This is a genomic window from Hoeflea sp. BAL378 (assembly GCF_000759435.1).
GTDB lineage: Bacteria > Pseudomonadota > Alphaproteobacteria > Rhizobiales > Rhizobiaceae > Hoeflea.
In genome coordinates, this window is record NZ_JRJG01000038.1 from 216806 (window position 1) to 239017 (window position 22212).

At 65.4% G+C, this 22212-nt stretch carries 20 protein-coding genes; 10 read left to right on the forward strand and 10 right to left on the reverse strand.

All coding sequences use genetic code 11. The features are described from left to right. Positions 1-97: 97 nt before the first annotated feature. The 3 genes from LL06_RS10935 (at position 98) to LL06_RS10945 (ending at position 4189) form a co-directional block, all read left to right on the forward strand. A complete protein-coding gene (locus tag LL06_RS10935) occupies positions 98-2467 on the forward strand; it encodes an ATP-binding protein (protein WP_081963897.1) in 2370 nt (789 codons plus the stop codon). 130 nt (positions 2468-2597) lie between these two features. Next, positions 2598-2909 carry a Dabb family protein gene (locus LL06_RS10940; RefSeq protein WP_035526036.1) on the forward strand — a complete coding sequence of 104 codons (312 nt, stop codon included), beginning with the start codon at positions 2598-2600 and terminating at the stop codon, positions 2907-2909. Beyond that, a complete protein-coding gene (locus tag LL06_RS10945; RefSeq protein WP_035526039.1) occupies positions 2906-4189 on the forward strand; it encodes a glycerate kinase in 1284 nt (427 codons plus the stop codon). The genes LL06_RS10940 and LL06_RS10945 overlap by 4 nt, the downstream gene beginning before the upstream one ends. Before the next feature lie 60 nt (positions 4190-4249). Here the strand turns inward: LL06_RS10945 and LL06_RS10950 are convergent, their stop codons facing one another. The 9 genes from LL06_RS10950 to LL06_RS10990 all read right to left on the reverse strand — a co-directional run bounded on the left by LL06_RS10950 (position 4250) and on the right by LL06_RS10990 (position 14697). After that, positions 4250-5011 (reverse strand): SDR family oxidoreductase, encoded by a 762-nt coding sequence (locus LL06_RS10950; RefSeq protein WP_035526042.1) that lies wholly within the window; start codon positions 5009-5011, stop codon positions 4250-4252. 3 nt (positions 5012-5014) lie between these two features. Then, complete coding sequence (locus tag LL06_RS10955; RefSeq protein WP_052161425.1) at positions 5015-5914, reverse strand: 2-oxo acid dehydrogenase subunit E2; 900 nt, start codon at positions 5912-5914, stop codon at positions 5015-5017. A 1-nt stretch (position 5915) separates the two neighbouring features. Continuing rightward, positions 5916-7346 carry an NAD-dependent succinate-semialdehyde dehydrogenase gene (locus tag LL06_RS10960; protein ID WP_035526045.1) on the reverse strand — a complete coding sequence of 477 codons (1431 nt, stop codon included), beginning with the start codon at positions 7344-7346 and terminating at the stop codon, positions 5916-5918. A 13-nt stretch (positions 7347-7359) separates the two neighbouring features. Continuing rightward, positions 7360-8733 carry a biotin/lipoyl-containing protein gene (locus LL06_RS10965; RefSeq protein WP_035526048.1) on the reverse strand — a complete coding sequence of 458 codons (1374 nt, stop codon included), beginning with the start codon at positions 8731-8733 and terminating at the stop codon, positions 7360-7362. Beyond that, on the reverse strand, positions 8723-9718 hold the full coding sequence (locus LL06_RS10970; RefSeq protein ID WP_035526051.1) for an alpha-ketoacid dehydrogenase subunit beta: 996 nt from the start codon (positions 9716-9718) through the stop codon (positions 8723-8725). Before LL06_RS10970 ends, LL06_RS10965 begins: the two co-directional genes overlap by 11 nt. A gap of 12 nt (positions 9719-9730) precedes the next feature. Continuing rightward, positions 9731-10726, reverse strand: coding sequence for a thiamine pyrophosphate-dependent dehydrogenase E1 component subunit alpha (locus tag LL06_RS10975; protein ID WP_035526054.1), 996 nt, complete (start codon positions 10724-10726; stop codon positions 9731-9733). A gap of 59 nt (positions 10727-10785) precedes the next feature. Further along, positions 10786-12084, reverse strand: coding sequence for a Xaa-Pro peptidase family protein (locus tag LL06_RS10980; RefSeq protein ID WP_035526057.1), 1299 nt, complete (start codon positions 12082-12084; stop codon positions 10786-10788). A gap of 69 nt (positions 12085-12153) precedes the next feature. Beyond that, positions 12154-12963 carry an SDR family oxidoreductase gene (locus LL06_RS10985; RefSeq protein WP_035526061.1) on the reverse strand — a complete coding sequence of 270 codons (810 nt, stop codon included), beginning with the start codon at positions 12961-12963 and terminating at the stop codon, positions 12154-12156. Positions 12964-12981: 18 nt separating this feature from the next. Next, positions 12982-14697 carry an extracellular solute-binding protein gene (locus tag LL06_RS10990; protein ID WP_244447099.1) on the reverse strand — a complete coding sequence of 572 codons (1716 nt, stop codon included), beginning with the start codon at positions 14695-14697 and terminating at the stop codon, positions 12982-12984. 328 nt (positions 14698-15025) lie between these two features. Here LL06_RS10990 and LL06_RS10995 point away from each other — a divergent pair, with 328 nt between their 5' ends. From LL06_RS10995 to LL06_RS11025, 7 genes are all read left to right on the forward strand, one after another. Then, positions 15026-15985, forward strand: coding sequence for a sugar ABC transporter substrate-binding protein (locus tag LL06_RS10995; RefSeq protein WP_035526064.1), 960 nt, complete (start codon positions 15026-15028; stop codon positions 15983-15985). Between the two features lie 69 nt (positions 15986-16054). Further along, positions 16055-16867, forward strand: a complete 813-nt coding sequence (locus LL06_RS11000) for an SDR family oxidoreductase (RefSeq protein ID WP_035526067.1) — start codon at positions 16055-16057, stop codon at positions 16865-16867. Positions 16868-16899: 32 nt separating this feature from the next. Then, positions 16900-17874, forward strand: a complete 975-nt coding sequence (locus LL06_RS11005; protein ID WP_035526070.1) for an ABC transporter permease — start codon at positions 16900-16902, stop codon at positions 17872-17874. A 10-nt stretch (positions 17875-17884) separates the two neighbouring features. Further along, a complete protein-coding gene (locus LL06_RS11010; RefSeq protein WP_035526072.1) occupies positions 17885-18889 on the forward strand; it encodes an ABC transporter permease in 1005 nt (334 codons plus the stop codon). Continuing rightward, positions 18886-20403: a sugar ABC transporter ATP-binding protein gene (locus tag LL06_RS11015; RefSeq protein WP_035526075.1), complete on the forward strand. Its 1518-nt coding sequence runs from the start codon at positions 18886-18888 to the stop codon at positions 20401-20403. The genes LL06_RS11010 and LL06_RS11015 overlap by 4 nt, the downstream gene beginning before the upstream one ends. Before the next feature lies 1 nt (position 20404). Next, positions 20405-21277, forward strand: a complete 873-nt coding sequence (locus LL06_RS11020) for an NAD(P)-dependent oxidoreductase (RefSeq protein WP_052161426.1) — start codon at positions 20405-20407, stop codon at positions 21275-21277. After that, positions 21274-22008: a ThuA domain-containing protein gene (locus LL06_RS11025; protein WP_035526083.1), complete on the forward strand. Its 735-nt coding sequence runs from the start codon at positions 21274-21276 to the stop codon at positions 22006-22008. Before LL06_RS11020 ends, LL06_RS11025 begins: the two co-directional genes overlap by 4 nt. Here the strand turns inward: LL06_RS11025 and LL06_RS28105 are convergent. Beyond that, the coding region (locus tag LL06_RS28105; RefSeq protein WP_210165719.1) for a hypothetical protein at positions 21975-22212 on the reverse strand (238 nt) is incomplete at its 5' end. The two genes, LL06_RS11025 and LL06_RS28105, sit on opposite strands and share 34 nt — an antisense overlap.

Below are 22212 nucleotides of genomic sequence, written 5' to 3' on the forward strand. Positions count from 1 at the left end.
CAGGGGTCCCGGGTCCGCGCACGACCGTGAGCCCAGCGATCAGTGATTGGAAACGGGCGGTGTGCGAGGAGTTAAGCCGTTGCAGGATCGTTTGAAAATGCCTGACGGGGAGGTCTACGGCATGCTCAATCTCAAAGCCATGATAGAGACCCACGAGGATTGGCTCACCGATCGTGTGGTCCATTACGCTCAACAGAAATCGCTGACGGAATATTCCTCGACGCTTCGCGAGGCCTGGCGGATCTCGATATGCAAGCTGAGCGAGCCTCTGATGCGCCTGATCGAGGCGACCGAATCCTCGCTGATCTCGCAGGAAACGGCGCTGAGGGAGGCCGATGAGTTCGGCCGGTCGCAGGGGATAAAGCACCGGTCGCTTGGCATCGAGGGACGCGATTTTGTCGGCATGCTCAAGCTCTACCGCAAGGCATATGTCGATTTTTTCACCGAAATGCGCCTGCCCGACGTTCAGCGGGATGTGCTGCAGCCCCTCATTCTCGAGCTGTTTGACGCGATTGAGCTGGGGGTGCTGACCGCCTACACGGCATCGAGCACCACGGACCAGATGGACCGGCTGCAAAAAAGCAACCGGGAACTCAGCAACGAGAAGAACAAGTATCTGACGGTTTTCGAAAGCATCGCGGAACCGGCGATCCTGCTGGATACCGACGCCAAGCCGACCCATGTCAATGCCTCGGCCATCCGCTTGCTGCTGGGCGAGATGCAACCGGGCGCCGGCTATTATGGCGATCTGGACAATCCGGTGCTGCATGATCTGGTCGCGGAGATCCTGCAATCAGGGTCCCACGCGCAAAGCCGCGTCACGCTGGACACGCCCGGTGGCAAACGCGTGTTCAATGTCGCGATCCAGCAGATGCTTGACATCAGCAGGAAGTTTTCGGGCCAGGTGATCATCCTGCAGGATGTGACGGCCTATCTGCAAGCCATCGAAGCCGCGCAGACGGCCGACCGCGCCAAGTCGGTGTTTCTGACGACCATCAGCCATGAAATCCGGACGCCGATCAACAGCATTCTGGGTCTCACCGGCCTGCTCGAGGAAGAAGCATTGCTCGCGCCCAAGCTGCCGCAGTTGCGCAGCATCCGCGCGGCGGGGGAAATGCTGTCTGCCCTGATCGAGAATGTGCTCGGGCTTTCGAAGGCCGAAACCAACGCCTTCCAGTTGCTTGAACAGGATTTCAATCTCACCGTGCTGTGCGAGGCGCTGTTCAGGGTGCTTGAACTGGGAGACGGCGATCAGCGGCGGACGCTCGAGATGCGGTTTGCTCCGGACGTGCCGCTGCAGTTGCATGGCGACGGTCCGAAGCTGCGCCACATCCTGCTCAATCTGCTTTCGAACGCGCTGAAATTCACCGAGCGGGGAAGCGTCGCTTTGGTGGTGACGAAGGAGCAGTCGGGAACTCACGACAGGCCGGCGCTGCGTTTCGAGGTGATCGACACCGGCCCCGGGGTGCGCAGGGACGAGGTCGACAGGCTTTTCGAGCCCTTTGTCCAGGGAACGCATGCCACCTCCGTCTCCGCCCTGCGCGGCAGCGGATTGGGACTGGCGATCAGCAAGCGTCTGGTCGAGTTTCTCGGCGGCGAGATCAGCTATCGTCCCAACCCGAAGGGCGGCAGCATTTTCGGCTTCAGCCTGCAATTCTCCCTGGCGAAACAGCCGTCGCTGCAGCCGCAGGATTCGGCGCTGCTGTCGATTCTGGTGGTGGAGGACGACCCGGTCAACGCCATGGTCATCGAAGGCTATATCAGGGAACTCGGGCACAGCGTCACGGTGGTCGGATCCTATGCCGAGGCGGTCGATGCCCTGGGCCGCACGGTATTCGATGTGGTCGTGACGGACTACAGGCTGGGGGTGAAAACGGGCCTGGACGTCGCCCATGTCGTTCATCTGACCGGCCAGCGCATGGGCGTCCAGATTCCGGTGATCGTCGTCACCGCGGCGATGCCGCCGGATGCGTCGAACAGCCTGAAGCAGCCCGATGTGAGGCTATTCCTGGAAAAACCGTTCTCGCGATCCGAATTGGCGAGCGCCCTCACATCGGTCACCCATGCGATCGACAGGCAGGGCGAAGCCCGGCCCGAGAAGACCACGGCCTACATCTCCGCCTCGGACCTGAACCGGTTGCTGTCCGACATCGGCTTCGACCGCTGCCGCGCGGTTGTGCGCAGTTATCAGAGCAACATGCCGAACCTGGTGTCGCGCATGCAGAAGCATCTGGAGAACGGGAAGCTGTTCGACGTGTCCGAGCTGGCGCATCAACTGATCAGCGCCTCAAGCTTTGTCGGCGCCTGGCCGCTGGTGGAACAGGTAAAGGCCGTGAAAACCCTCTGCAAGACCGCGGAGCCGGAGGCGGTGCAGGATGTCTTCGCGGAGTTTCTGCTGGTGAGCCGGCTGACCGAGCAAGAGCTCGAGACGCGATGGAGCCAGATGGAAAAGGTGCATATCGGCTGAGCAGCCTGGGCAGGCGTCGTCAGGGCCGCATGCGAGGCCGCCGCGTGCCGGTCCGACGGGGAGACGGCAAGCCCGCGCCTGTGTGCAGCCCAAAGGAACAATCGACCAACCCTCCGAGAAAGGCCAGATCATGATCCGTCACTTCGTGCATTTACGCTTCGCCCAAGACGCCACCGACGCCGACAAGCAGGCGCTTTACGATCGGCTCGCCACCCTGGTCGACCATGTCGACGGGGTGATCGATTTCCAGCACCGGGCCAATGTGAGCGTCGAGACGCCGCTGGTGCGCGGCTTCAATGATGTGTTCTGGTTTGACTTCGCCGACATTTCGGTCCGAAATGCCTATCTGGAAGAAAGCGTCCATGAGGCCATCGGCGCTGAGATCGTGGTCCACCTCGAGGGCGGCGCGGATGGAGTGTTTGTCTGTGATGTCGAAGTGTGATTGATCCCCGGAAGCGCGATTTCCTGGCACGGCTGTTCGAGGCCGCGGTTCTTCGCGCCGATCCGGTGCGCGCGCTCAGCGATGCGCTGCCGCCAAAGCCTGAGGGCAGGACCGTGGTCATCGGCGCGGGCAAGGGAGCGGCGCAGCTTGCTGCCGCCTTCGAGACGCTGTGGGACGGGCCGCTGACGGGCACTGTGGTGACCCGCTACGGCTACGGCGCCCCCTGCAAGGCGATCACCGTGCTCGAAGCCAGCCACCCGGTGCCCGACAGAGCCGGGCTGGCCGCCTCGCAGGCCCTGTTCGACACGGTTGCCGGCCTGACCGCGGACGATCTCGTCGTGGCGCTCATCTGCGGCGGCGGCTCGGCGCTGCTGCCCGCGCCGCCGGAGGGCCTGACGCTTGAGGATGAGCAGGAGCTCAACCGGGTGCTGCTCGCCTCGGGCGCGCCGATCGGGGTGATGAACGCGATCCGCAAGCATGCAAGCCGGATCAAGGGCGGTCGGCTCGCCGCCGCCGCCTGGCCGGCCCGGATTGTGTCGCTGGTGGTCTCCGACGTGCCCGGCGACGAGGCCTGCCAGGTGGCGTCCGGCCCGACCATTCCCGATGCGCTGACATTGGCGGAAGTCCAGGCGATGGTCGCCGCCCGCGCCATCGCGCTGCCCGACCGGATCCGGGCGCATCTGGCGAGCGGAAGGGATCTGCCGCCGCGCCCCGACGATCCGGTGTTCGCCCGCAACGAGGTCCGCGTCATCGCCTCTGCCGGCCTGTCGCTTGAGGCCGCGGCCGAACAGGCCAGGCGCGCCGGCATTGACGCCGTGATCCTGTCGGATGCCATCGAGGGCGAGGCCCGCGATGTCGGGCTGGTGCATGCGGCGATCGCCAGGGAAGTCGCAGGCCGCGACCGGCCTTTCGCCAAGCCCGTGGTCATCCTGTCGGGCGGCGAGACCACGGTGACCTTGCGCGGCAAGGGCAAGGGCGGGCGCAACAGCGAGTTCCTGCTGTCCTTCGCATCGGCGATCGACGGCGTCGAGGGGATCGCCGCGCTTGCCGCCGACACCGACGGCATCGACGGGTCGGAAGACAATGCCGGCGCCTTCGCCGGGCCGGACAGCGCAAGCCGGCTCCGGGCCAAGGGCATCGACCCGCTCGCAAGCCTGGCGGCCAACGACGCCTGGACCGCCTTCGGCGCCATCGGCGATCTGTACGTCACCGGTCCGACCGGGACCAATGTCAATGATTTCCGTGCCATCCTTGTCGGAGACCTGCCGGATCAGGCGTAGATCCCGTTCCGGTCGGATCGCGCGGCGGCGGCGTCAATCGACAACGGCCGCGGACGTCCCCTATCTCGACATCCAGCCGCCATCGGCGGGCAGGATCGCGCCGTGGATGAAGCGCGCCAGGTCGCTGCACAGAAAGGCGATCGGCCCGGCGATCTCCTCGGGAGTTCCCCAGCGGTTGACCGGAATGCGCTGCATCAAGGCGCGGGTGCGATCGGGATCGGCCTGCAGTGCCGCGGTGTTGTCGGTGGCGATGTAGCCCGGCGCGATGCCGTTCACATTGATGCCCCTGGCCGCCCATTCGTTGGAAAACGCCCGCACCATCTGGGCAATCGCCCCCTTGCTGGCCGCATAGCCCGGCACGTTGATGCCGCCCTGGAAACTCAGCACGGAGGCCACAAAGACAATCCTGCCGGATCCGCGCTTGAGCATGGACCGACCCAGCGCCTGGGTGAGGATGAACGGGGCGTCGCAATTGACGGCCTGGACGTGGTCCCAATCCTGAAGCGGATGGGTCGCAGCGGGCGCCCGGCGGATCGTACCGGCATTGTTGACCAGGATGGAGATGTCGTCGCGCGCCTCCATCTCGGCGGCGAAGGCGAGCGTCGCGTCACGGTCGGAGAAATCGCACCGGCGGGCCGTGAACTCCCGTCCGGCGGAGCGGACCGCAGCCTCCGCAGCACTGCCCTGCGCTTCGAGCGAGGCGCTGACGCCGATGATGTCGGCGCCGGCCTCCGCCAGCGTCTCGCAGATGGCGAGACCGATGCCGCGCTTGCAGCCGGTGACGAGCGCGATCTGTCCGGAAAGGTCGATGGCGAGGCTCATCGATCAGGCCACCATGCGGCGCGGATCGGCCAGAAGCCGGGCGTGGTGCGCCAGGAAACGGGCCGCGTCGGCGCCATTGATCACCCGGTGATCGTAGGAGAGATCGAGCGGCGTCATCGGCACCGGCTGCCAGCTCTCGTTCTCCCAGACCGGAACGGTCTCCGTGCGGGTGATGCCGAGAATGGCAAGTTCGGGCGGATTGACGATCGGTGTGAACGCCGTGCCGCCGATGCCGCCCAAATTGGAGATCGACATCGAGGCGCCGCCCATCTCGTCCGGCCGGATCTTGCGCGCCTGCGCTCGCGCGGCCAGATCGGCGATGTCGGCCGCGATCCGCCACAGGCCCTTATTGTCCGCGTCGCGGATCACCGGGACCATCAGGCCCTGCGGCGTGTCGACGGCGATGCCGATATGGACATAGTGCTTGAGAATGAGCGTGTCCCCGTCCGCTGACAGCGAGGCGTTGAACCGGGGGAAGTCCCGAAGGCAGAGTGCGAGCGCCTTGACGTGAAAGGCGAGTGCCGTCAGCCGCACGCCGCGCCGCGCGGCCTCGGGTTTGAGGGAGGCGCGGAAGGCCTCGAGCCGGCGCATGTCGGCCCGGTCGTGATGGGTTACCTGCGGAATCATGGCGTTGGCGGCGGCGAGGTTCGCGCTCGCCACCCGCGCCAGGCGCGACAGCGGCTCGCGGCTCACCGGGCCGAAGGCCGCATGATCGACATCCCAGTATTTTTCCACTGCTGGCATGGGGGCTCCTGCGGCGGTTCCGCCGTTGAGATGATGGTCCACGTCCTCCTTGGCGAGCGTCAGCCGACCGGACGCGCGCGCGACATCGGACAGGTCGACCCGATTGCGCCCGGCATAGGCGACGACCGAAGGGCTGGCGATATAGGTTTCCGTGCCCATCTCACCACTCTGCCGAGATGTATTGGGTTTCCATGAATTCCAGCATGCCCTCGTGCCCGCCCTCGCGGCCAAGGCCCGACTGCTTGACTCCGCCGAAGGGGGCGGCGGGATCGGAAACGAGGCCGCGGTTGAGGCCGACCATGCCGTAGTCGAGCCGCTCGCAGACGCGCAGGGCGCGTTTCATGTCGCCGCAAAACACATAGGCGACGAGGCCGTATTCGGTGTCGTTGGCGCGACGGATGACGTCTTCCTCATCGGAGAAGGTCTGGAGGGCCGCGACCGGACCGAAGATCTCGTCACGGACGCAATCGGCGGTTTCGGGCACGCCGGACAGGACGGTGGGCGGGTAAAAGTAGCCCACGCCGCCCGGGCGGGTCCCGCCGAGCTCGACCCTGGCGCCCTGGGCCACCGCATCGTCGACAAAGGCCGCGACCTTGTCGCGCGTGGCGGCGTTGACCAGGGGGCCGACATCGATGCCCTTCTCGATGCCGTTGCCCATCTTCAGCGCGGCCATGGCGCGGGTGAATTTTTCGGTGAAGGCAGGCGCGATCCGCTCATGGATATAGAAGCGGTTGGCCGCCGTGCAGGCCTCGCCGAGATTGCGCATCTTGGCGAGCATGGCGCCCTCGACCGCGGTGTCGATATCGGCGTCCTCGAAGACGATCAGCGGTGCGTTGCCGCCCAGTTCCATCGCGGGCTTGAGCACCTGGTCGGCCGCCGAATGCAGAAGCTTGCGGCCCACGTCGGTGGAGCCGGTGAAGGAGATCACGCGGACGCGCGGATCGTGCAGCATGTGGTCGACGAGCCGGCCCGAGTTCCTGGACGGCAGCACATTGACGAGCCCCTTGGGAACACCTGCCTCCTCCAGCAGCGGCATCAACGCCAGCATCGTCAGGGGTGTCTCCGAGGCGGGCTTGATGATGACCGGGCAGCCGGCGGCGAGCGCCGGGGCGATCTTGCGGGTGCCCATGGCGGCGGGATAGTTCCAGGGCGTGACCAGCACGGCGATGCCGGCCGGCTTGTGCTGGACGATGATGCGGGCGCCGGAGGCGGGCGCGTGGGCAACCATGCCGTCGGAGCGCACGGCCTCCTCCGCGAACCAGCGAAAGAACTCGGCGGCATAGGTCGCTTCGCCGATCGCATCGGCGTGGGCCTTGCCGTTTTCCAGCGTGATCAGCCGGGCGAAATCCTCGCGCCGCGCCGTCATCAGTTCCCAGGCCTTGCGCAGGATTTCCGAGCGTTCGCGCGGCTTGCGGCCCGCCCAGTCGGAAAAAGCGGCCTGGGCCGCCTCGAGGGCGGCGTCCGCATCCTCGATTTCCGCCGAAGCGACCGATGCCAGCACTTCCACGGTGGCGGGATTGATGACATCGATGCGCGCGCCTGCCGCGCCCTCGCGCCATTCGCCGTTGATGTAGAGCTGTGTATGGTCCATGGGGTTCTCCCGGTCAGAGGATGTGGCGGAGCGGCTGCTGCAGGCGCCCGGCGAAGTCGGTGACGAACAGGATCGCGTCTTTTTCGGCGAGCTGCGTCGCCATGAAGTCGAGGCCGAGCACATAGGCGCTGTCGTCGCGGCTGATGGTCAGGACCGGGCTTTCGCCCGCGGTCAGGCGGACCGCGGTCAGCAGGCTGCCGCTCAGATCGCGCAGGATCAGGTCGGCTGATGCGTCGGGATCGGCTTCCCGGGGGTGCGACAGCCTCGTCCGGTCGGGATCGGCATACTGCGCCCGGTCCGAGCCTGGCCTGTCGAGGCCGATCACCAGAGGTCCGGACTGCGTGTTCCTTGTGGCGCGCAGGGCGGCCGCGGCGAAGCTCAACCAGAGCGCGGCCGGCTCCATCTCGATCTTGCCGTCCTCGGCAAACCACCGGACGAACTCGTCGCATCCGCTGGTGGAAACGCGCGCGGAGATGTGCAGCGCGACTGCGGCCGGGGCTTCCGGCTTGCCGGCAGGCGCCACAGGCGCAAGCGCGCGCAAGGTCTCGAGATCGGCGACATGGAACGGCTGGGCGACGCCGTGCTCGACCAGGCGGGAGAGGTCGAGGCCCTGTTCACGGGCAAGACGCCGGGCCTTGGGCGAGGCGAGGATGCGTCCGCCGGAAGCAGCCAGTCCGGGGGCGGGGCTTAGGGAGGGTCCCGGAGCCGGGCGCGGCGCGACGGACGCCACCGGCTGCGGTGGGGCATCCGATGCAGGGACGGGTGTTTCGGGGGCCGGCTTTTCGGCCGGACCGGGCGTTGAGGCAAGGCTGCGCGACACCGGGTTTTCGGGCGAGGCGTCGGAAATGATGGCGATCACGCTGCCCACGGGCACGGCCTCTTTCGCCTGCGCCAGGATCGCCGCGACGAAGCCGTCATGGCCGGCCTCGACCTCCATCACGGACTTGTCGGTTTCCACTTCGAGCAGCACATCGCCGGCAGCAACGCGGTCGCCGGGCGCCTTGCGCCAGGCGACGATCAGGCCGGTGTCCTGCGCCATGCCGAGCGCCGGCATGATGACCGATTTGCCCTCGGGCAGCTCGGAGCCGGAGGGCGCCGGGTTCCGCGCCTGCCCTGCCGCGGCCGGCGAGGCGGCCGGGATGTCGCCGGCGCTTTCGGAGATCGTCGCGACCGCCTTGCCCACGGGAACGTCCTCGCCGGCGCGGGCCGTGATGCCGGTCAGGAACCCGTCGGCTTGGGCCTCGACTTCCATCGTCGCCTTGTCGGTCTCGACCTCCATGAGGGCGTCCCCGATCCTGACCGGATCACCCGGCTGCTTGAGCCAGGCGACGATCCTGCCGGTGTCCTGGGCCATTCCCAGGGCGGGCATGATGACGTCATGCGGCATGGAACAGGTCCCCGCGAAGCGTCCGGCGGGCCCGTTCCGCCACGGTCTCGGCGGTCGGCACGGTGATGTCCTCCAACACGGGCGAGAAGGGCACCGGCACATCCATCGCGCCCATGCGCTGCACCGGCGCATCGAGATGGTAGAACGCCTTGTCCGAGATGCGGCTGGCGATCTCGCCGGTGATTCCGTAGCTCTGGTGGCCCTCGTCGATGACGATGGCGCGCGAGGTCTTGCGGACGGAGGCGAGGATGGTGTCCTCGTCGAGCGGCACGATGGTGCGCGGATCGATGACCTCGGCGGAGATGCCTTCCTTCGCCAGGCGTTCGGCGGCGGCGAGCGCCACCTGCACCATCGAGGAGGTGGCGACCATGGTGATGTCGCTGCCCTGTCTCAAGATGGCCGCCTCGCCGAACGGGATGAGGTATTCCTCCTCCGGCACCGGCGCCTTGTCGTTGTACATCAGCTTGTCCTCGAAGATGACCACCGGGTTGTTGTCCCGGATGGCGGTCTTCATCAGCCCCTTGGCTTCGTAGGCCGAGGAGGGCATGGCCACCTTGAGACCCGGGATGTGGGCGACGAGGGCGTGCAGCGACTGCGAGTGCTGGGCGGCGGAGCGGCGGGTGGCGCCGAGATTGGTGCGCAGCACCAGGGGCACGCTCAGCTTGCCGCCCGACATGTAGTGCGTCTTGGCGGCCTGGTTGCAGAGCTGGTCCATCACCAGATAGAGGAAGTCGCCGAACATCAGGTCGACGATCGGCCGGCTGCCGGTCATGGCGGCGCCCACGGCGATGCCCATGAAGCCGGGCTCGGCGATCGGCGTGTCGATGACGCGGCCGGTGCCGAATTCCTCGACCAGACCGGCCAGAACCTTGAAGGGCGTGCCCGCCTCGGCGACATCCTCGCCGATGACGAAAACCGTCGGATCGCGCCGCATTTCCTCGGCGATGGCCTCGTTGACGGCCTTTGAGAGCGTTATCTCGCGCATGATGGTTTGCTCCTAAGCGGCATTGGATGCGAACACGTGCATGTCCACTTCGGTGACGGAGGGGTAGGGCGCCTTCTCGGCGTAGGCGACGGCTGCTTCCGCTTCCGCCCTGATCCCGGTGGTGATGCCGGCCAGTTCGTCCGCGGTGGCGATCTTCTGCTCTTCGAGCCATCTGCCGAAATTGGTGATCGGGTCGCGATCGGTCTTCCACTCGGCCTCCTCGTCCTTGCGGCGGTAATATTCGCGGTTGATGTCGCCCACGTGGTGGCCGTGATAGCGGTAGGTCATGAGCTCGATGAAGAACGGGCCCTCGCCCTTGCGGGCGCGGGCGACAAGATCGGTGGCGAGCTTGTTGACGGCGAGCACATCCTGGCCGTCGACGGTGTGGCTTTCGATGCCGAAGGCCTCGGCGCGGGCGGTGATCGAGCCCGCGGCGATCTCGTCGGTGCGGGTGTATTCGCTGTAGCCGTTGTTCTCGCAGGCATAGATCACCGGCAGGTTCCAGAGCGCGGCCATGTTCATGACCTCGTAGAGCAGCCCCTGCGCGGTGGCCCCGTCGCCGAAGAAGCAGACCGTGACGTCGGTCTTGCCGAGCCGCTTGGCCGAGAGCGCCGCGCCGGTGGCAATGCCCATGGATCCGCCGACGATCGCATTGGCGCCGAGATTGCCGTTGGCCTGGTCGGCGATGTGCATGGAGCCGCCCTTGCCGCGGCAATAGCCTTCCTCCTTGCCGAGAAGCTCGCAGAACATCTGCTTGAACTCCGCGCCCTTGGCCACGCAATGGCCGTGGCCGCGATGGGTGGAGGTGATCTTGTCGTCGGGCGTCAGTGCCTCGCAGATGCCGACGGCGACCGCCTCCTGGCCGGAATACATGTGGGTGAGGCCGGGCATCTTGGCAGACAGATAGAGCTGGTTGGCGTTGTCCTCGAAGGCGCGGATCCGCACCATCTGCCGGTACATTCTGAGGTAGTCTTCCCGGTTCGACTTGTCTTTCTTGGCAGCGCTCATCGGTCTGGCTCCATTGATGCGGGGGAAAGCCCGGCCGGCGAGGGGCCGGGCCATCCGGGTCAGTAGCGGTTGGCGATCGGCAGTTCCTGCGCCGGAAACAGGCTGATGACTTCGCAGCCGGTGTCGGTGACCACCACCTCCTCCTCGATCCGGGCGGCGGAAAAGCCGTCACTGGCCGGGCAATAGGTCTCGAGCGCGAACACCATGCCGGTCTGGATCTCCATCGGATTGTCGAGGCTGACGGCGCGGCTGATGATCGGCCGCTCGTGCAGGGCGAGACCCAGGCCGTGGCCGAACTGCAGGCCGAAGGCGCTCAGTTCGTCGGGGAAGCCGAATTGCTCGGCCTTGGGCCAGAGCTTGGCGACCTGGTCGGTGGTCACGCCGGGCTTGATCGCCTGGATCGAGGCGTCGATCCACTCGCGCGCCTTGACATAGGCGTCGCGCTGCGACGGCGTCGACATGCCGATGTTGAAGGTGCGGTAGTAGCAGGTGCGGTAGCCCTGATAGGACTGCAGGATGTCGAAGAAGGCCTGGTCGCCGGGCCGGAACAGCCGGTCGGTGAAATTGTGCGGATGCGGATTGCAGCGCTCGCCGGAAATGGCGTTGATCGCCTCGACATCGTCCGAGCCCATTTCATAGAGCAGCTTGTTGGACATGGCGACGATGTCGTTCTCGCGGATGCCGGGTTTGAGCTCCTCGTAGATCATGTGATAGACGCCATCGACCATGGAGGCGGCCTGGGTCAGGAGCTGGATCTCGTCCCAGTTCTTGATCTCGCGGGCGCCGAGCATGATCTGCTGGCCGTCGACGACATTGATGCCGGCTTCCTTGAGCGCAAAGAACATCGCGGTCTCTGCGTAGTCGACGCCCACCGGCATGTCGATCATGCCGGCGTCGCGGATCAGGCCGGCGATTTCCTCGGCATAGCGCTTCATCAGGCCGAAGGACGGCGGGATGGTGCCGCGCATGCCGACGACGCCGGCGCGGCAGTGCTCGTCGACCAGCCAGTCGGCGTATTTCTTGTGGTGGACGGCGGCGGAGCCGAAATCCCAGACATAGGGCGCCTCGTCGCCGGTCAGCAGGCAGAAGCGGCACATCTTGTCGCGCTCCCATTCGCCGATCTTGGTGGCCGAGACATAGCGGATGTTGTTGACGTCGAAGAGCAGCAGCGAGCCGCATCCCGACTTCTTCAGGGCCTCGACCGTCCGGCCCAGCCGGTAGCGGCGCAGCCGGTCGTGATCCACCCGGCGCTCGAAGTCGACGCTGGTGTGACCCCAGGCCGGCAGCCGGCCCTCCCATTTCCAGTGGGGCTCCGTGTCCTGGGGGGTCAACAGGTTGGGCATGAGCGCGCGGGACATGGCTTTCTCCTTGGGTGCGATCCTGCGCACCCGGTTTCGGTCTGGTTCGGTGGTTTGGTTAGTCTTGGCTTACTGAATGCACCAGCCGCCATCGATGTGGATCATCTGGCCGGTCATGTAGTCGCTGTCGTCGCTGGCAAGGAAGGAGGCGGTGCCGGTGATGTCGTCGGGATAGGACACCCGCTTGATCACCAGCTCGTTGTTGGCGATGTCCTCGTAGGCCTGGCCGGCGCGCTGCTTGAAGCCGATCTCGACGAGATCCTTGTCGAGCTGTTCCCAGAGCGGCGTCACCACCACGCCCGGCGCGTAGCCGTTGACGGTGATGTTGTGCTCGCCCAGCGCCACCGCGCCGCAATGGGTCAGCGCCAGGCAGCCATATTTCGAGGTGCAGTAGACGGTCACGTCGACCAGCGGCTTGCGCGAGGCGATCGAGCCGACATTGATGATCTTGTAGGGATGGCCTTCCATCGGCCCCTGGGCGATCATCTGCCTGGCGGTCTCCTGCATACCGAGCCACATGGCCTTGGTGTTGACATTCATGATCAGGTCCCAGTTGTCCTCGTCGATGTCCATGAAGAAACGGGGCTTGTTCAGGCCGGCGTTGAACAGGCCGACATTGATCGAGCCGAACGCTTCCACGGTGGCTGCGACCGCGGCCTTGTTGTCCTCGCGTCGGGTGACATCCATCCGCACCGCGATCGCCCTGCCATTGCCGTCCGCATTGATCTGGTCGGCAACCTTGGCGGCCTCATCGAGGTCGAGATCGCCTAGGCAGACATTAGCGCCCTGCCGGGCAAAGCAGAGGGCATTAGCCGCGCCCATCCCGCGGGCGGCGCCGGTGATGAGTATGTTTTTGCCTTTCAGGCGGGTGGGATCCATGATGTCCTCCTCGGTAAGCTAATCGCTGTTGTCTTTGATGATTGAATCGGCGCGGGCCTGTGCCTTGCGCAGGGCTTCTCGCGGTGTGATGAGGCCGCGCAGCATGTCGTGCAGTTCCTCGCCGCAGATGCGGATGATGTCGCTGATTTCGGGGACCGGCGGGCGCGGCCAGAACTGCAGCTCGTCGCGCCAGGACATGCCGTCGACCGCCTCGAAGATCGGCGACGAGCGACGGACCTCGGGGTCGGCGCTGACCGAATAGCGCGGATTGGTGCGGCTGCCGTTCTGGATGTAGAGCTTCTGCGCCTCGGGCGAGGTGAACATGATCAGGGCATCGGCTGCCGCCGCAATCCGCTCCGGCGCGATATTGGCGGGGATTGCCATGGCATAGCCGCCGACCGGCGCGATCGGCGATCCGCCCGGCCCGTAGGGATGGGGCACGTAGCCGGTCTGCCCGTGGGCGGGGGAGGCCGGGTCGAGTTCGAAATAGGGCGCGAGCAGGGTGTAGCCATAGGCCATGGCGATCTGTCCCGCCGCATAGGGACGCACCCGCTCGTACCAGGACATCGAGAGGATGTAGGGGGGCGAATATTCGAGCAGCGCCATCAGATAGTCGGCCGCGGCCAGTCCGGCCTCGGTGTCGATGCGGGCGCGATAGGGGGCGCGGTCGAGATGGTCGGTGTCAAACCCGCCGGCGACCCTTGCAAGGTCAAGGACCGGCTGGCCGAAATCGGCAAGCGTCATCAGGAAGGTGTGACCGAGCGCGGTGCCGCGCGCGGCGTTCCAGGCAATGCCGTAGCGGCCGTGCGCGGGATCGTGAAGCTGCCTGGCGGCATCCAGCAGCTCGCCGGTGGTGGTCGGCGGCTCGAGGCCGGCTTCGGCGAACAGGTCCTTGCGATAGAACAGCAGCTCCGGCGTGGTCTGGGCCGGCACGCCATAGGCGCGGCCGCCCCAATGCGTGGCTTTCCAACCCGCCGTGTGGAAATCGGCGGGGTCAAGCCGCTCCGGGTCGAGCGCCTGGTCCAGGGGCATCAGGATGCCCTTTTCGACGAGCTCGCCGATCCATGGCAGGTCGACGGCGATGATGTCGTAGCGGCTCGACTTGCGCTCGGCGTTGCGCTGGATCTCTTCGCGCAAGCGGTCGATCGAGAATGCGCGCTGATGAATCTGGGCGCCGAGCGCGTGCTCGAACTGCCGCTTGAGCGCTTCCATGACCATGAAGGTCGGATCGCCATGGACCAGCACGCGCACCCCGCCGGAAAGCTTGAGCGGCTCGGGAAGCACCTGGAGCGGCGGGATCGACCTGGCCGACATGTAGGAACTGCCGAAATAATAGTCGCTCGCCTCGGCGCGCCTCTCGCCGATCTCGAAGTTCTTCTGCGCCAGCCGTTTCAGGCGGCCGGTCAGTTGCATCCACGAGTCGAGAAGCTTCTCGCTGGGATGGATGGAAAAGGTCTTGCCCGTGCGGGTGCGCGGCCGCTGCTCGACCAGTCCCGCGGCGATCATCTCCTTGACGCGCCGCGCCGCGGTCGCATAGGGAACGCCCGCGGCGCCGATCAGCGAGGTGGGCGTGACGGTCTTGGCTTCGAGGTGACTGCGGATCAGGTGAAGTGACATGCGGAAATACGGATTCGGCGCATAAACGTCGACGACGCCTTCGAGCTCGTCGTCAAAATCCTTCAGGAACGAAATCGCCTGAAGAATCTCGGTTTTTGCCTGTGGCGATGACGCCAAGGTATGCGCGCTTGAACCTCCCATGTGATAAACCCCTGCCTCTCTCCCCCCGCGAAGATGGTCTTCGCGGTCCTTCGAATGCGGTCTTTTCGGGCTTGTCATGTTGACCTCCGCCAAAATGTTCAATTTGAGAGACTGCCGACAGCCTCAAGACATCCAATATGAACATAAAAATTCTCAGAATGGATATATTATCGACTCTCTCGCCGCCGGCACTCGGTCATTGTGCCGGAGGTCGCCTGAGGTATCGGGCGACAGCCTTGGTTTGGAGAGGCCAGGGTCGTGAGGAGAAAACACGAGGGCAATTGCGCCCCGGGAGGAAAATACAATGAAGTTCCGCACCATTCTGGCTGCCACAACAGCCATTGCAGTTGTCTCGATCGCAGGCTCGGCGTCCGCCGCCGAGAAGATGACCATCGGCATTACGCAGAACAATGTCGGCGTCGACAGCTACCAGACCACCTATGAAAAGGCCTTCATCGAAGCCGCCGAAGCCAATCCCGATGTCGAGGCCGTCGTGCTGGACGCCGGCGGCGATGTCGCCCGCCAGATCGCCCAGATGGAAGACCTCATCCAGCAGAAGGTGGATGCGATCATCATCTGGCCGACCAACGGCAAGGCCGTCATACCGGCGGTGCGCAAGGCGCAGCAGGCCGGCATTCCGGTGATCGTGACCAACTCGAACATCGCCGAGGAAGGCCATGGGTTCGTCAAGTCGTTCTCTGGCCCGGACAACATCACGCAAGGATCGCGCGCCGCCGAGATCATGTGCGACAAGTTCAAGGAAATGGGCATCGACAAGGAAGCCCGCGTCGTCCAGATTTCCGGCCAGCCCGGCTACACCACGGCCATCGAGCGGGCCAAGGGCTTCGAGGACCGGCTGCCCGAAGTCTGCCCCGACGTGACCCTGGTCGAAACCCAGCCCGGCGACTGGAACCGCGAAAAATCGCAGAAGGTGATGGAAGCCTTCCTCGTCAAGTATGACGACATCGACGGCGTCTATGCCGGGGACGACAACATGGGCGTGGGCGCGCTGAACGCCGCCAAGGCCGCCGGACGCGAAGGCATCATCTTCGTCGGCGCCACCAATTTCGCCGTCGGCTACGAGGCCATGGAGCGCGGCGAATACTGGGGATCGATCTACCAGTCGCCGGTCGATGACGCCAAGGCGGCGCTGAAGACGGCGATCGATGTGCTCAACGGCACCGAAGTTCCGTTCCTCAACTACTTCGACACGCCGAAGATCACCCAGGACAACATGGCGGATTTCACCAAGCCCGTCTTCTGAGTCCTTGCCAAGGGGCGCAGGGCCTGGCCGCCCTGTGCCTGATCTTCATTGCCTATTCGGGAGGGAAGCATGGCTGGTGTTTCCAAGGGACGCCTGAGCGGCCGGTCATGCATCGTGACCGGCGCCGCGCAGGGAATTGGCCGCGCGATCGGCGAAGCGCTGCTGGATGAGGGCGGCGATGTCTGCTTCGCCGACATCAATGGCCGGATGGCCGAGGATGTGAGCCACGCCAATGGCGAGCGCGCCGCCCGGACCGGCGCAAAGGTCACCTGGGCGGAAGTGGATGTGAGCCGGCGCGACCAGGTGCGCGCCATGATCGCCAAGGCAGTCGGCGTGTTCGGCAAGCTCGACGTCAAGTTCAACAATGCCGGCATCAACAAGCCGATGAACTTCCTCGATGTCACCGAAGACAACTGGCGCAGCATCATGGACGTCAACGGGCTCGGCGTCCTCATCGGCATGCAGGAGGCGGCCAGGCAGATGATCGCCCAGGGCGGCGGCGGCAAGATCATCAACACCGCCTCGATCGCCAGCCGGCAGGGGTTCGACAATGTCGCCCCCTACTGCGCCTCGAAATGGGCGGTGGTGTCGCTCACGCAATCGGCGGCCCGCGATCTTGCCAAGCACAACATCACGGTGACAGGCTTCGGTCCCGGGGTCGTCGCCACGGAAATGTGGCGGCAACTGGACAAGGACCTGATGGAGATCGGCGCGTCCGAGCGCGAGGGGCAGGCGATCGAGGAGTTCTCCGCCGACATCCTGCGCGGCCGCGTGGCGACGCCGGCGGACATCACCGGCACGACGACCTTTCTGGCGTCGAAGGAAAGCGATTACATGACGGGGCAGATTGTCATGATCGACGGAGGCATGACGCTGGTCTGACAACGGGACCGGATGTCGGGGAGGAGTGAAGTATGGCGGACGAACGGCTGAACGCGATCAGCAGGCTGCTGGCGCGCCAGGGCATCCTGGTCGCATTCGTGATTTTCATGATCGGCTTCGCGCTGCTCAATGACCGCTTTCTCGCGGTCGACAATGTGCTGGGCGTGGTCCGGTCTTCGGCGATCCTGGGGGTGATGGCGCTGGGCGTGACCTTTGTCGTCATCAGCGGCAATCTCGATCTTTCGGTGGGCTCGATGATGTCGTTCTCGACAATCGTCGTGCTCGACCTGCACGACAAGATCGGCCCCGGGCTCGCCATCCCCGTAATGTTCGCCATGACTCTGGCGCTTGGTGGGCTGATCGGCCTGCTGGTGGGCTATTTCAGGCTCAATTCGCTGATCGTCACGCTCGGCATGCTTTCGGCGATCCACGGCCTGACGCTCACCTATTCGGGCGGCAAGAACATGGACATTGCCGACAAGGCGGGCACCTGGTTCAGCTTCTTCGGCCAGGGCTCGGTTCTCGGCGTGCCGGTCCCGATCATCCTGCTTCTGGGGCTGGCCTGCCTGCTCTCGGTGCTGCTCGCCAAGACGCCGTTCGGGCGCAAGGTCTATGCGGTGGGCGGCAATGGCGTGGCGGCGACGTTTTCCGGCATCCGCCGGCCGCGGGTCGTGCTGATGACCTACCTGATCTCGTCCTTCTGCGTGGCGGTGGCCGGCCTGCTGCAGGCCAGCCGGTCGATGGGCAGCCAGAACACGGTGGGCCAGGGGCTGGAACTCGAGGTTCTCGCCGCCATCATCCTGGGCGGGGCGTCGCTGCTCGGCGGGTCCGGAACGGTCTTCAAGACGCTCGTCGGCGTTCTCATTCTCGGCTTCATCCAGAACGGGCTGCTGCTGGTGGGCCTCGAGTTCTACGTCCAGTACGTCGTCACCTGGCTGATCATCATCCTTGCCGTGTGGCTCGACATCGCCGCCAAGCGCGGCCGCCTGCTGTCACCGATTGCCTGAGGGGGCGGATATGACCACGTCGAACCGCACCAAACTGATCAAGCGCGGCGCCATCTGGGGCTTCATCCTCCTCGAACTCGTCTTTTTCTCTGTGGCGGGTCGGTTCCTGTCGCTGTCGCAGACGCAGTTCATGGATCTCGACAACATGCTGCTGCTGCTCAAGCAGTCGGCTCCCATCGGCATCATCGCGCTCGGCATGACCGTGATCATGATCAACGGCAATATCGATCTTTCGGTCGGCGCGATCTTCGCGCTCAGCGCCATCGTGATGCTGGATTCCCAGACCTGGCCGATATTCCAGGGCCTGGGGGAACTGGGCGTCATCCCGGTCGCCTGGGGCCTAGCCCTGCTCACCGGCGTGGCGCTCGGCGCGCTCAACGGGCTGATCGTCTGGAAGACCGGGGTCGACGCCTTCATCGTCACCCTCGGATCGATGCTCGGCTATCGCGGTCTGGTCTTCATGTACAATGGGGAGCAGCCGACATTCCTGCTCAACTGGACCCTGGTCGACCTGGCCGAATCCAACGTCCTCGGCCTGGAATTTCCGGCGATAGTGTTCATCCTTCTCACCGTCCTGATCTGGTTCCTGATGACGAAGACCGTGCATGGCCGCAACGCCTATGCGGTCGGCGACAACCGGGAGGCCGCGGTCAATGCCGGCATCCGGGTCGGGCCGCACATGCTCTGGAACTTCATCCTGATCGGCTTTCTGACCGCGCTCTCGGCGGTGGTGTTCTACTCCGCTTCCGGGTCCGTGAACCCGAATGACGGCGGACTCTATGAACTCTGGGCCATCACCGCCGTCGTGCTGGGCGGCACCAAGCTCACCGGCGGCAGCGGGTCGGTCATCAACACCTTCGGCGGGGTGATCGCCATTCAACTGCTGCGCAAGGGGCTCGGCCATATCGGCGCCGACACCGAGACCGTTAACCTGGTGATCGGCCTGATCCTGATCGCGGTGCTGTTCCTGGACCGTCAGCTCAACATCAAGGGCAAAGGGGAGCTCAGAATATGAGTGTGCAGACACCGGCGCTCCGTCTCGTGGGCATCGTCAAGACCTTTCCGGGCGTGCGCGCGCTGGACGGGGTGAGCTTCGAAGTGCTGCCGGGCGAGGTCCATGCGCTCCTGGGCGAGAACGGCGCTGGCAAGTCCACGCTGATGAAGGTTCTCGCCGGCATGCATCAGCCCGACGAAGGCGCGATCTTCATCGAGGGCCGGAAGGTCACTATGAGGACGCCGCTCGAGGCGAAGGCCCAAGGCGTGGTGCTGATCCACCAGGAGCTCAGCCTGGCGGAGGAGATGTCGGTCGCCGAAAACATCTATCTGGGCGAATTGCCGCGCAAGCGCTTCGGCCTCGTCGACAGGCCGACGCTGCTGGCCAAGGCGGGCGCCATCCTCGAGCGGCTGAATTGCCGGTTCGGCCCCGAAGCGACGGTCGGCGACCTGTCGATCGCCAACAAGCAGATGGTCGAGATCGCCCGCGCCCTGACGGTGGACGCCAAGACTGTGGTGTTCGACGAACCCACGGCCTCGCTCACCGACGCCGAGAAGGTCGTGCTGTTCGACATCATCCGCGATCTCAAGGCGCGCGGCGTCGGCGTGGTCTATATTTCCCACCGGATGGAAGAGATCTTCACCATCTCGGACCGGATCAGCGTGCTGCGCGACGGCAGTCATCGCGGCACGCTGATCACGGCGGACACCGACGAGGACGCGGTGACGCAGCTCATGATCGGCCGCAGCCTCGATTTGAGCAGGAACCATGAAGCACCGGATCTGGGGCCGGTGGCCCTCGAAGTCAGGGGCCTCTCCTGCGATGCCCTGTTCAGCGACATCAGCTTCAAGGTCCATTCGGGCGAAGTTGTCGGGTTCTACGGCCTGGTCGGCGCCGGGAGGACCGAAATCGCCGAAACCCTGTTTGGGCTTCGCACGCCGAGCGCGGGCGCGATCCATCTCGACGGCAGGGAGGTGAAGATTTCGTCGCCGGTCTCGGCGATCGAGAACGGCATCTCGCTGGTCCCGGAGAACCGGAAGGAACAGGGACTGGTGCTCGGGATGAACTGCCGGGACAACATCACCCTGCCGCAGGTCGGCGACCTGACGGCAGGCCCCTTCGTCTCCGACGGCGCGGAGATCGCCATCTTCGATCACTACCGCGACAAGCTCGAAATCAAGACACCAAACTGGCGGCAACTGGTGGGCAACCTGTCGGGCGGCAACCAGCAGAAGATCGTCATCGGCAAGTGGCTGTCGATGCGTCCCAAGGTGCTGATCGTCGACGAGCCGACGCGCGGCATCGACGTGGGCTCGAAATCGGAGATTCACAAACTGATCCGGGACCTGGCCAGGCAGGGCTATGCGGTGATCGTGATCTCCTCGGAGATGCCGGAAGTGTTGCATGTCTCCGATCGGATCATCGCGATGTACCAGGGCCGGATCATGCGGGAGTTCACAGCGGAGGAAGTCACCGAGGACACCCTGGTGCAGGCGATCTCGGGCATTGTCGCAAACGGCGACAGGGCTGCCTGAGGTGAGGCTGGGCTTTGCAGGTCTGGGGCGGATGGGCAGCCGCATGGCGGCCAACTGCGTGCGCGCCGGCCATGACGTTACGGTCTGGAACCGCAGCGCGGGGGCAGCGGACGCCTTCGCGAAGGCGCACGGCGCCCGGGCTGTCGGTCGACCCGGGGAGCTTGCGTCGGGAACCGACATGGTGGTGACGATGCTGGCCGATGACGAGGCCGCCCGGGCGGTCTATCTCGGGCCGGAGGGACTGATCGAAACCCCCGGCGCCGGACTGCTGGTCGAGATGGGGACGATGAGCCCCGGTCTGGTCCGGGAGCTTGCCGCCGCCGCCACGCGCGCCGGCAAGTCCTTTGTCGATGCGCCGGTGTCCGGCGCGACCGGAGCCGCCGAGAAGGCGCAACTGCTGATCATGGCCGGCTGCGCCGGGCACGCGCATCCGGCGCTTGCGGACCTGTTCGGGGCGATCGGCCGCAAGACGATCTGGCTGGGCACGCCCGGCGCCGGCGCGGTGATGAAGCTGGCGGTGAACATGCTCATCCATGGCCTGAACCAGACCGTGTCCGAGGCGCTGGCGCTGGCGGGACGGGCGGGGATCGCGGAGACTGACGCCTTCGACGTGGTCGAGAATTCGGCGGCCGCGGCGCCGATGCTAAGCTATCGCCGCGCGCTCTATCTCGATGAGGCCGGGCAGGACGTCTCCTTCACGGTCGATCTTGCCCGCAAGGACGTGACGCTGGCGCTGGCGCTGGCCGACGAGCTGGGAGTCGCCCTGCCGCAGACGGCGAAGACGCTCGAGGTGCTCGACGCGGCGCGGGCGGCAGGGTTCGGGGCGCGCGACATGGCCTCGATCTTTGCATTCATGAAAGGACGACCAGGATGAAAGCGGCTCTGTTTGTCGGCGGCTGGGAAGGGCATGCGCCCACCAGCTTTGGCGATTGGTGCGAGGCACTGCTCAGGCAGGAGGGGTTCGACGTCGTTGTCCACGACACGCTCGCGCCGCTCGCGGATCCCGACGGCATGGCCGACGTCGACCTGATCGTTCCGATCTGGTCGAGCGCGCGGTCGGCGCATCAGGACGAGTTCGGCAACATCACCCGCGAGGAGGAACTCGGGCTCCTCAAGCTGATCGCCGGGGGATGCGGGATCGCCGGATGGCACGGCCACATGGGCGACGCCTTCCGGGATCACCCGAGCTATCACTTCCTGATCGGCGGCCAGTTCGTCGCCCATCCGCCGGGCTGGCCGGACAATCCGGTGCCGTCCGATGATTTCGTCGACTATGACGTGACCATCACCCGGCCCGACGATCCGATCGTCAGCGGCATCCGGAGCTTCAGGCTTCATTCCGAGCAGTATTACATGCTGGTCGATCCCTCCAACGAGGTGCTGGCGACCACGACCTTCACCGGCGAGCACCTCTGGTGGATCGAAGGCACCGTGATCCCGGTGGTGTGGAAGCGCCGCTGGGACAAGGGCAGGGTGTTCTACTGCTCGATCGGGCATACGCTCGAGGATCTCAAGCTCCCGCAGGTGACCGAGATCATCCGCCGCGGCATGGCCTGGGCGGCGCGCGCATCTCAGGCCTCCGGAGCGGCCGGCTCGGGCCTGTAGAAATCGAAGGTGTTCTCTCTTCCCGCCGGCCGGGAAATTGGGAATCCGGCCGGCTGGAAGGGATGCGGAAAACCCACAGCCGACGCGTAGCCGATTGAAATGCCGATCAAAACCCCGGAGTTCCGGGCGTTTGGTTCGCGTATTTCCCGGATGGACAAAAAAATGTCAGTTTTGCGAAAATGGCTGTTGACTCTGTGGGTGGGT

What these genes read in the sequence shown, in the direction of transcription:
- LL06_RS10935 (WP_081963897.1), top strand. Translation starts at nt 98, where the DNA reads ATGCCTGACGGGGAGGTCTACGGCATGCTCAATCTCAAAGCCATGATA.
- LL06_RS10940 (WP_035526036.1), top strand. Translation starts at nt 2,598, where the DNA reads ATGATCCGTCACTTCGTGCATTTACGCTTCGCCCAAGACGCCACCGAC.
- LL06_RS10950 (WP_035526042.1), bottom strand. Translation starts at nt 5,011, where the DNA reads ATGAGCCTCGCCATCGACCTTTCCGGACAGATCGCGCTCGTCACCGGC.
- LL06_RS10955 (WP_052161425.1), bottom strand. Translation starts at nt 5,914, where the DNA reads ATGGGCACGGAAACCTATATCGCCAGCCCTTCGGTCGTCGCCTATGCC.
- LL06_RS10960 (WP_035526045.1), bottom strand. Translation starts at nt 7,346, where the DNA reads ATGGACCATACACAGCTCTACATCAACGGCGAATGGCGCGAGGGCGCG.
- LL06_RS10965 (WP_035526048.1), bottom strand. Translation starts at nt 8,733, where the DNA reads ATGCCGCATGACGTCATCATGCCCGCCCTGGGAATGGCCCAGGACACC.
- LL06_RS10970 (WP_035526051.1), bottom strand. Translation starts at nt 9,718, where the DNA reads ATGCGCGAGATAACGCTCTCAAAGGCCGTCAACGAGGCCATCGCCGAG.
- LL06_RS10975 (WP_035526054.1), bottom strand. Translation starts at nt 10,726, where the DNA reads ATGAGCGCTGCCAAGAAAGACAAGTCGAACCGGGAAGACTACCTCAGA.
- LL06_RS10980 (WP_035526057.1), bottom strand. Translation starts at nt 12,084, where the DNA reads ATGTCCCGCGCGCTCATGCCCAACCTGTTGACCCCCCAGGACACGGAG.
- LL06_RS10985 (WP_035526061.1), bottom strand. Translation starts at nt 12,963, where the DNA reads ATGGATCCCACCCGCCTGAAAGGCAAAAACATACTCATCACCGGCGCC.
- LL06_RS10995 (WP_035526064.1), top strand. Translation starts at nt 15,026, where the DNA reads ATGAAGTTCCGCACCATTCTGGCTGCCACAACAGCCATTGCAGTTGTC.
- LL06_RS11000 (WP_035526067.1), top strand. Translation starts at nt 16,055, where the DNA reads ATGGCTGGTGTTTCCAAGGGACGCCTGAGCGGCCGGTCATGCATCGTG.
- LL06_RS11005 (WP_035526070.1), top strand. Translation starts at nt 16,900, where the DNA reads ATGGCGGACGAACGGCTGAACGCGATCAGCAGGCTGCTGGCGCGCCAG.
- LL06_RS11010 (WP_035526072.1), top strand. Translation starts at nt 17,885, where the DNA reads ATGACCACGTCGAACCGCACCAAACTGATCAAGCGCGGCGCCATCTGG.
- LL06_RS11015 (WP_035526075.1), top strand. Translation starts at nt 18,886, where the DNA reads ATGAGTGTGCAGACACCGGCGCTCCGTCTCGTGGGCATCGTCAAGACC.
- LL06_RS11025 (WP_035526083.1), top strand. Translation starts at nt 21,274, where the DNA reads ATGAAAGCGGCTCTGTTTGTCGGCGGCTGGGAAGGGCATGCGCCCACC.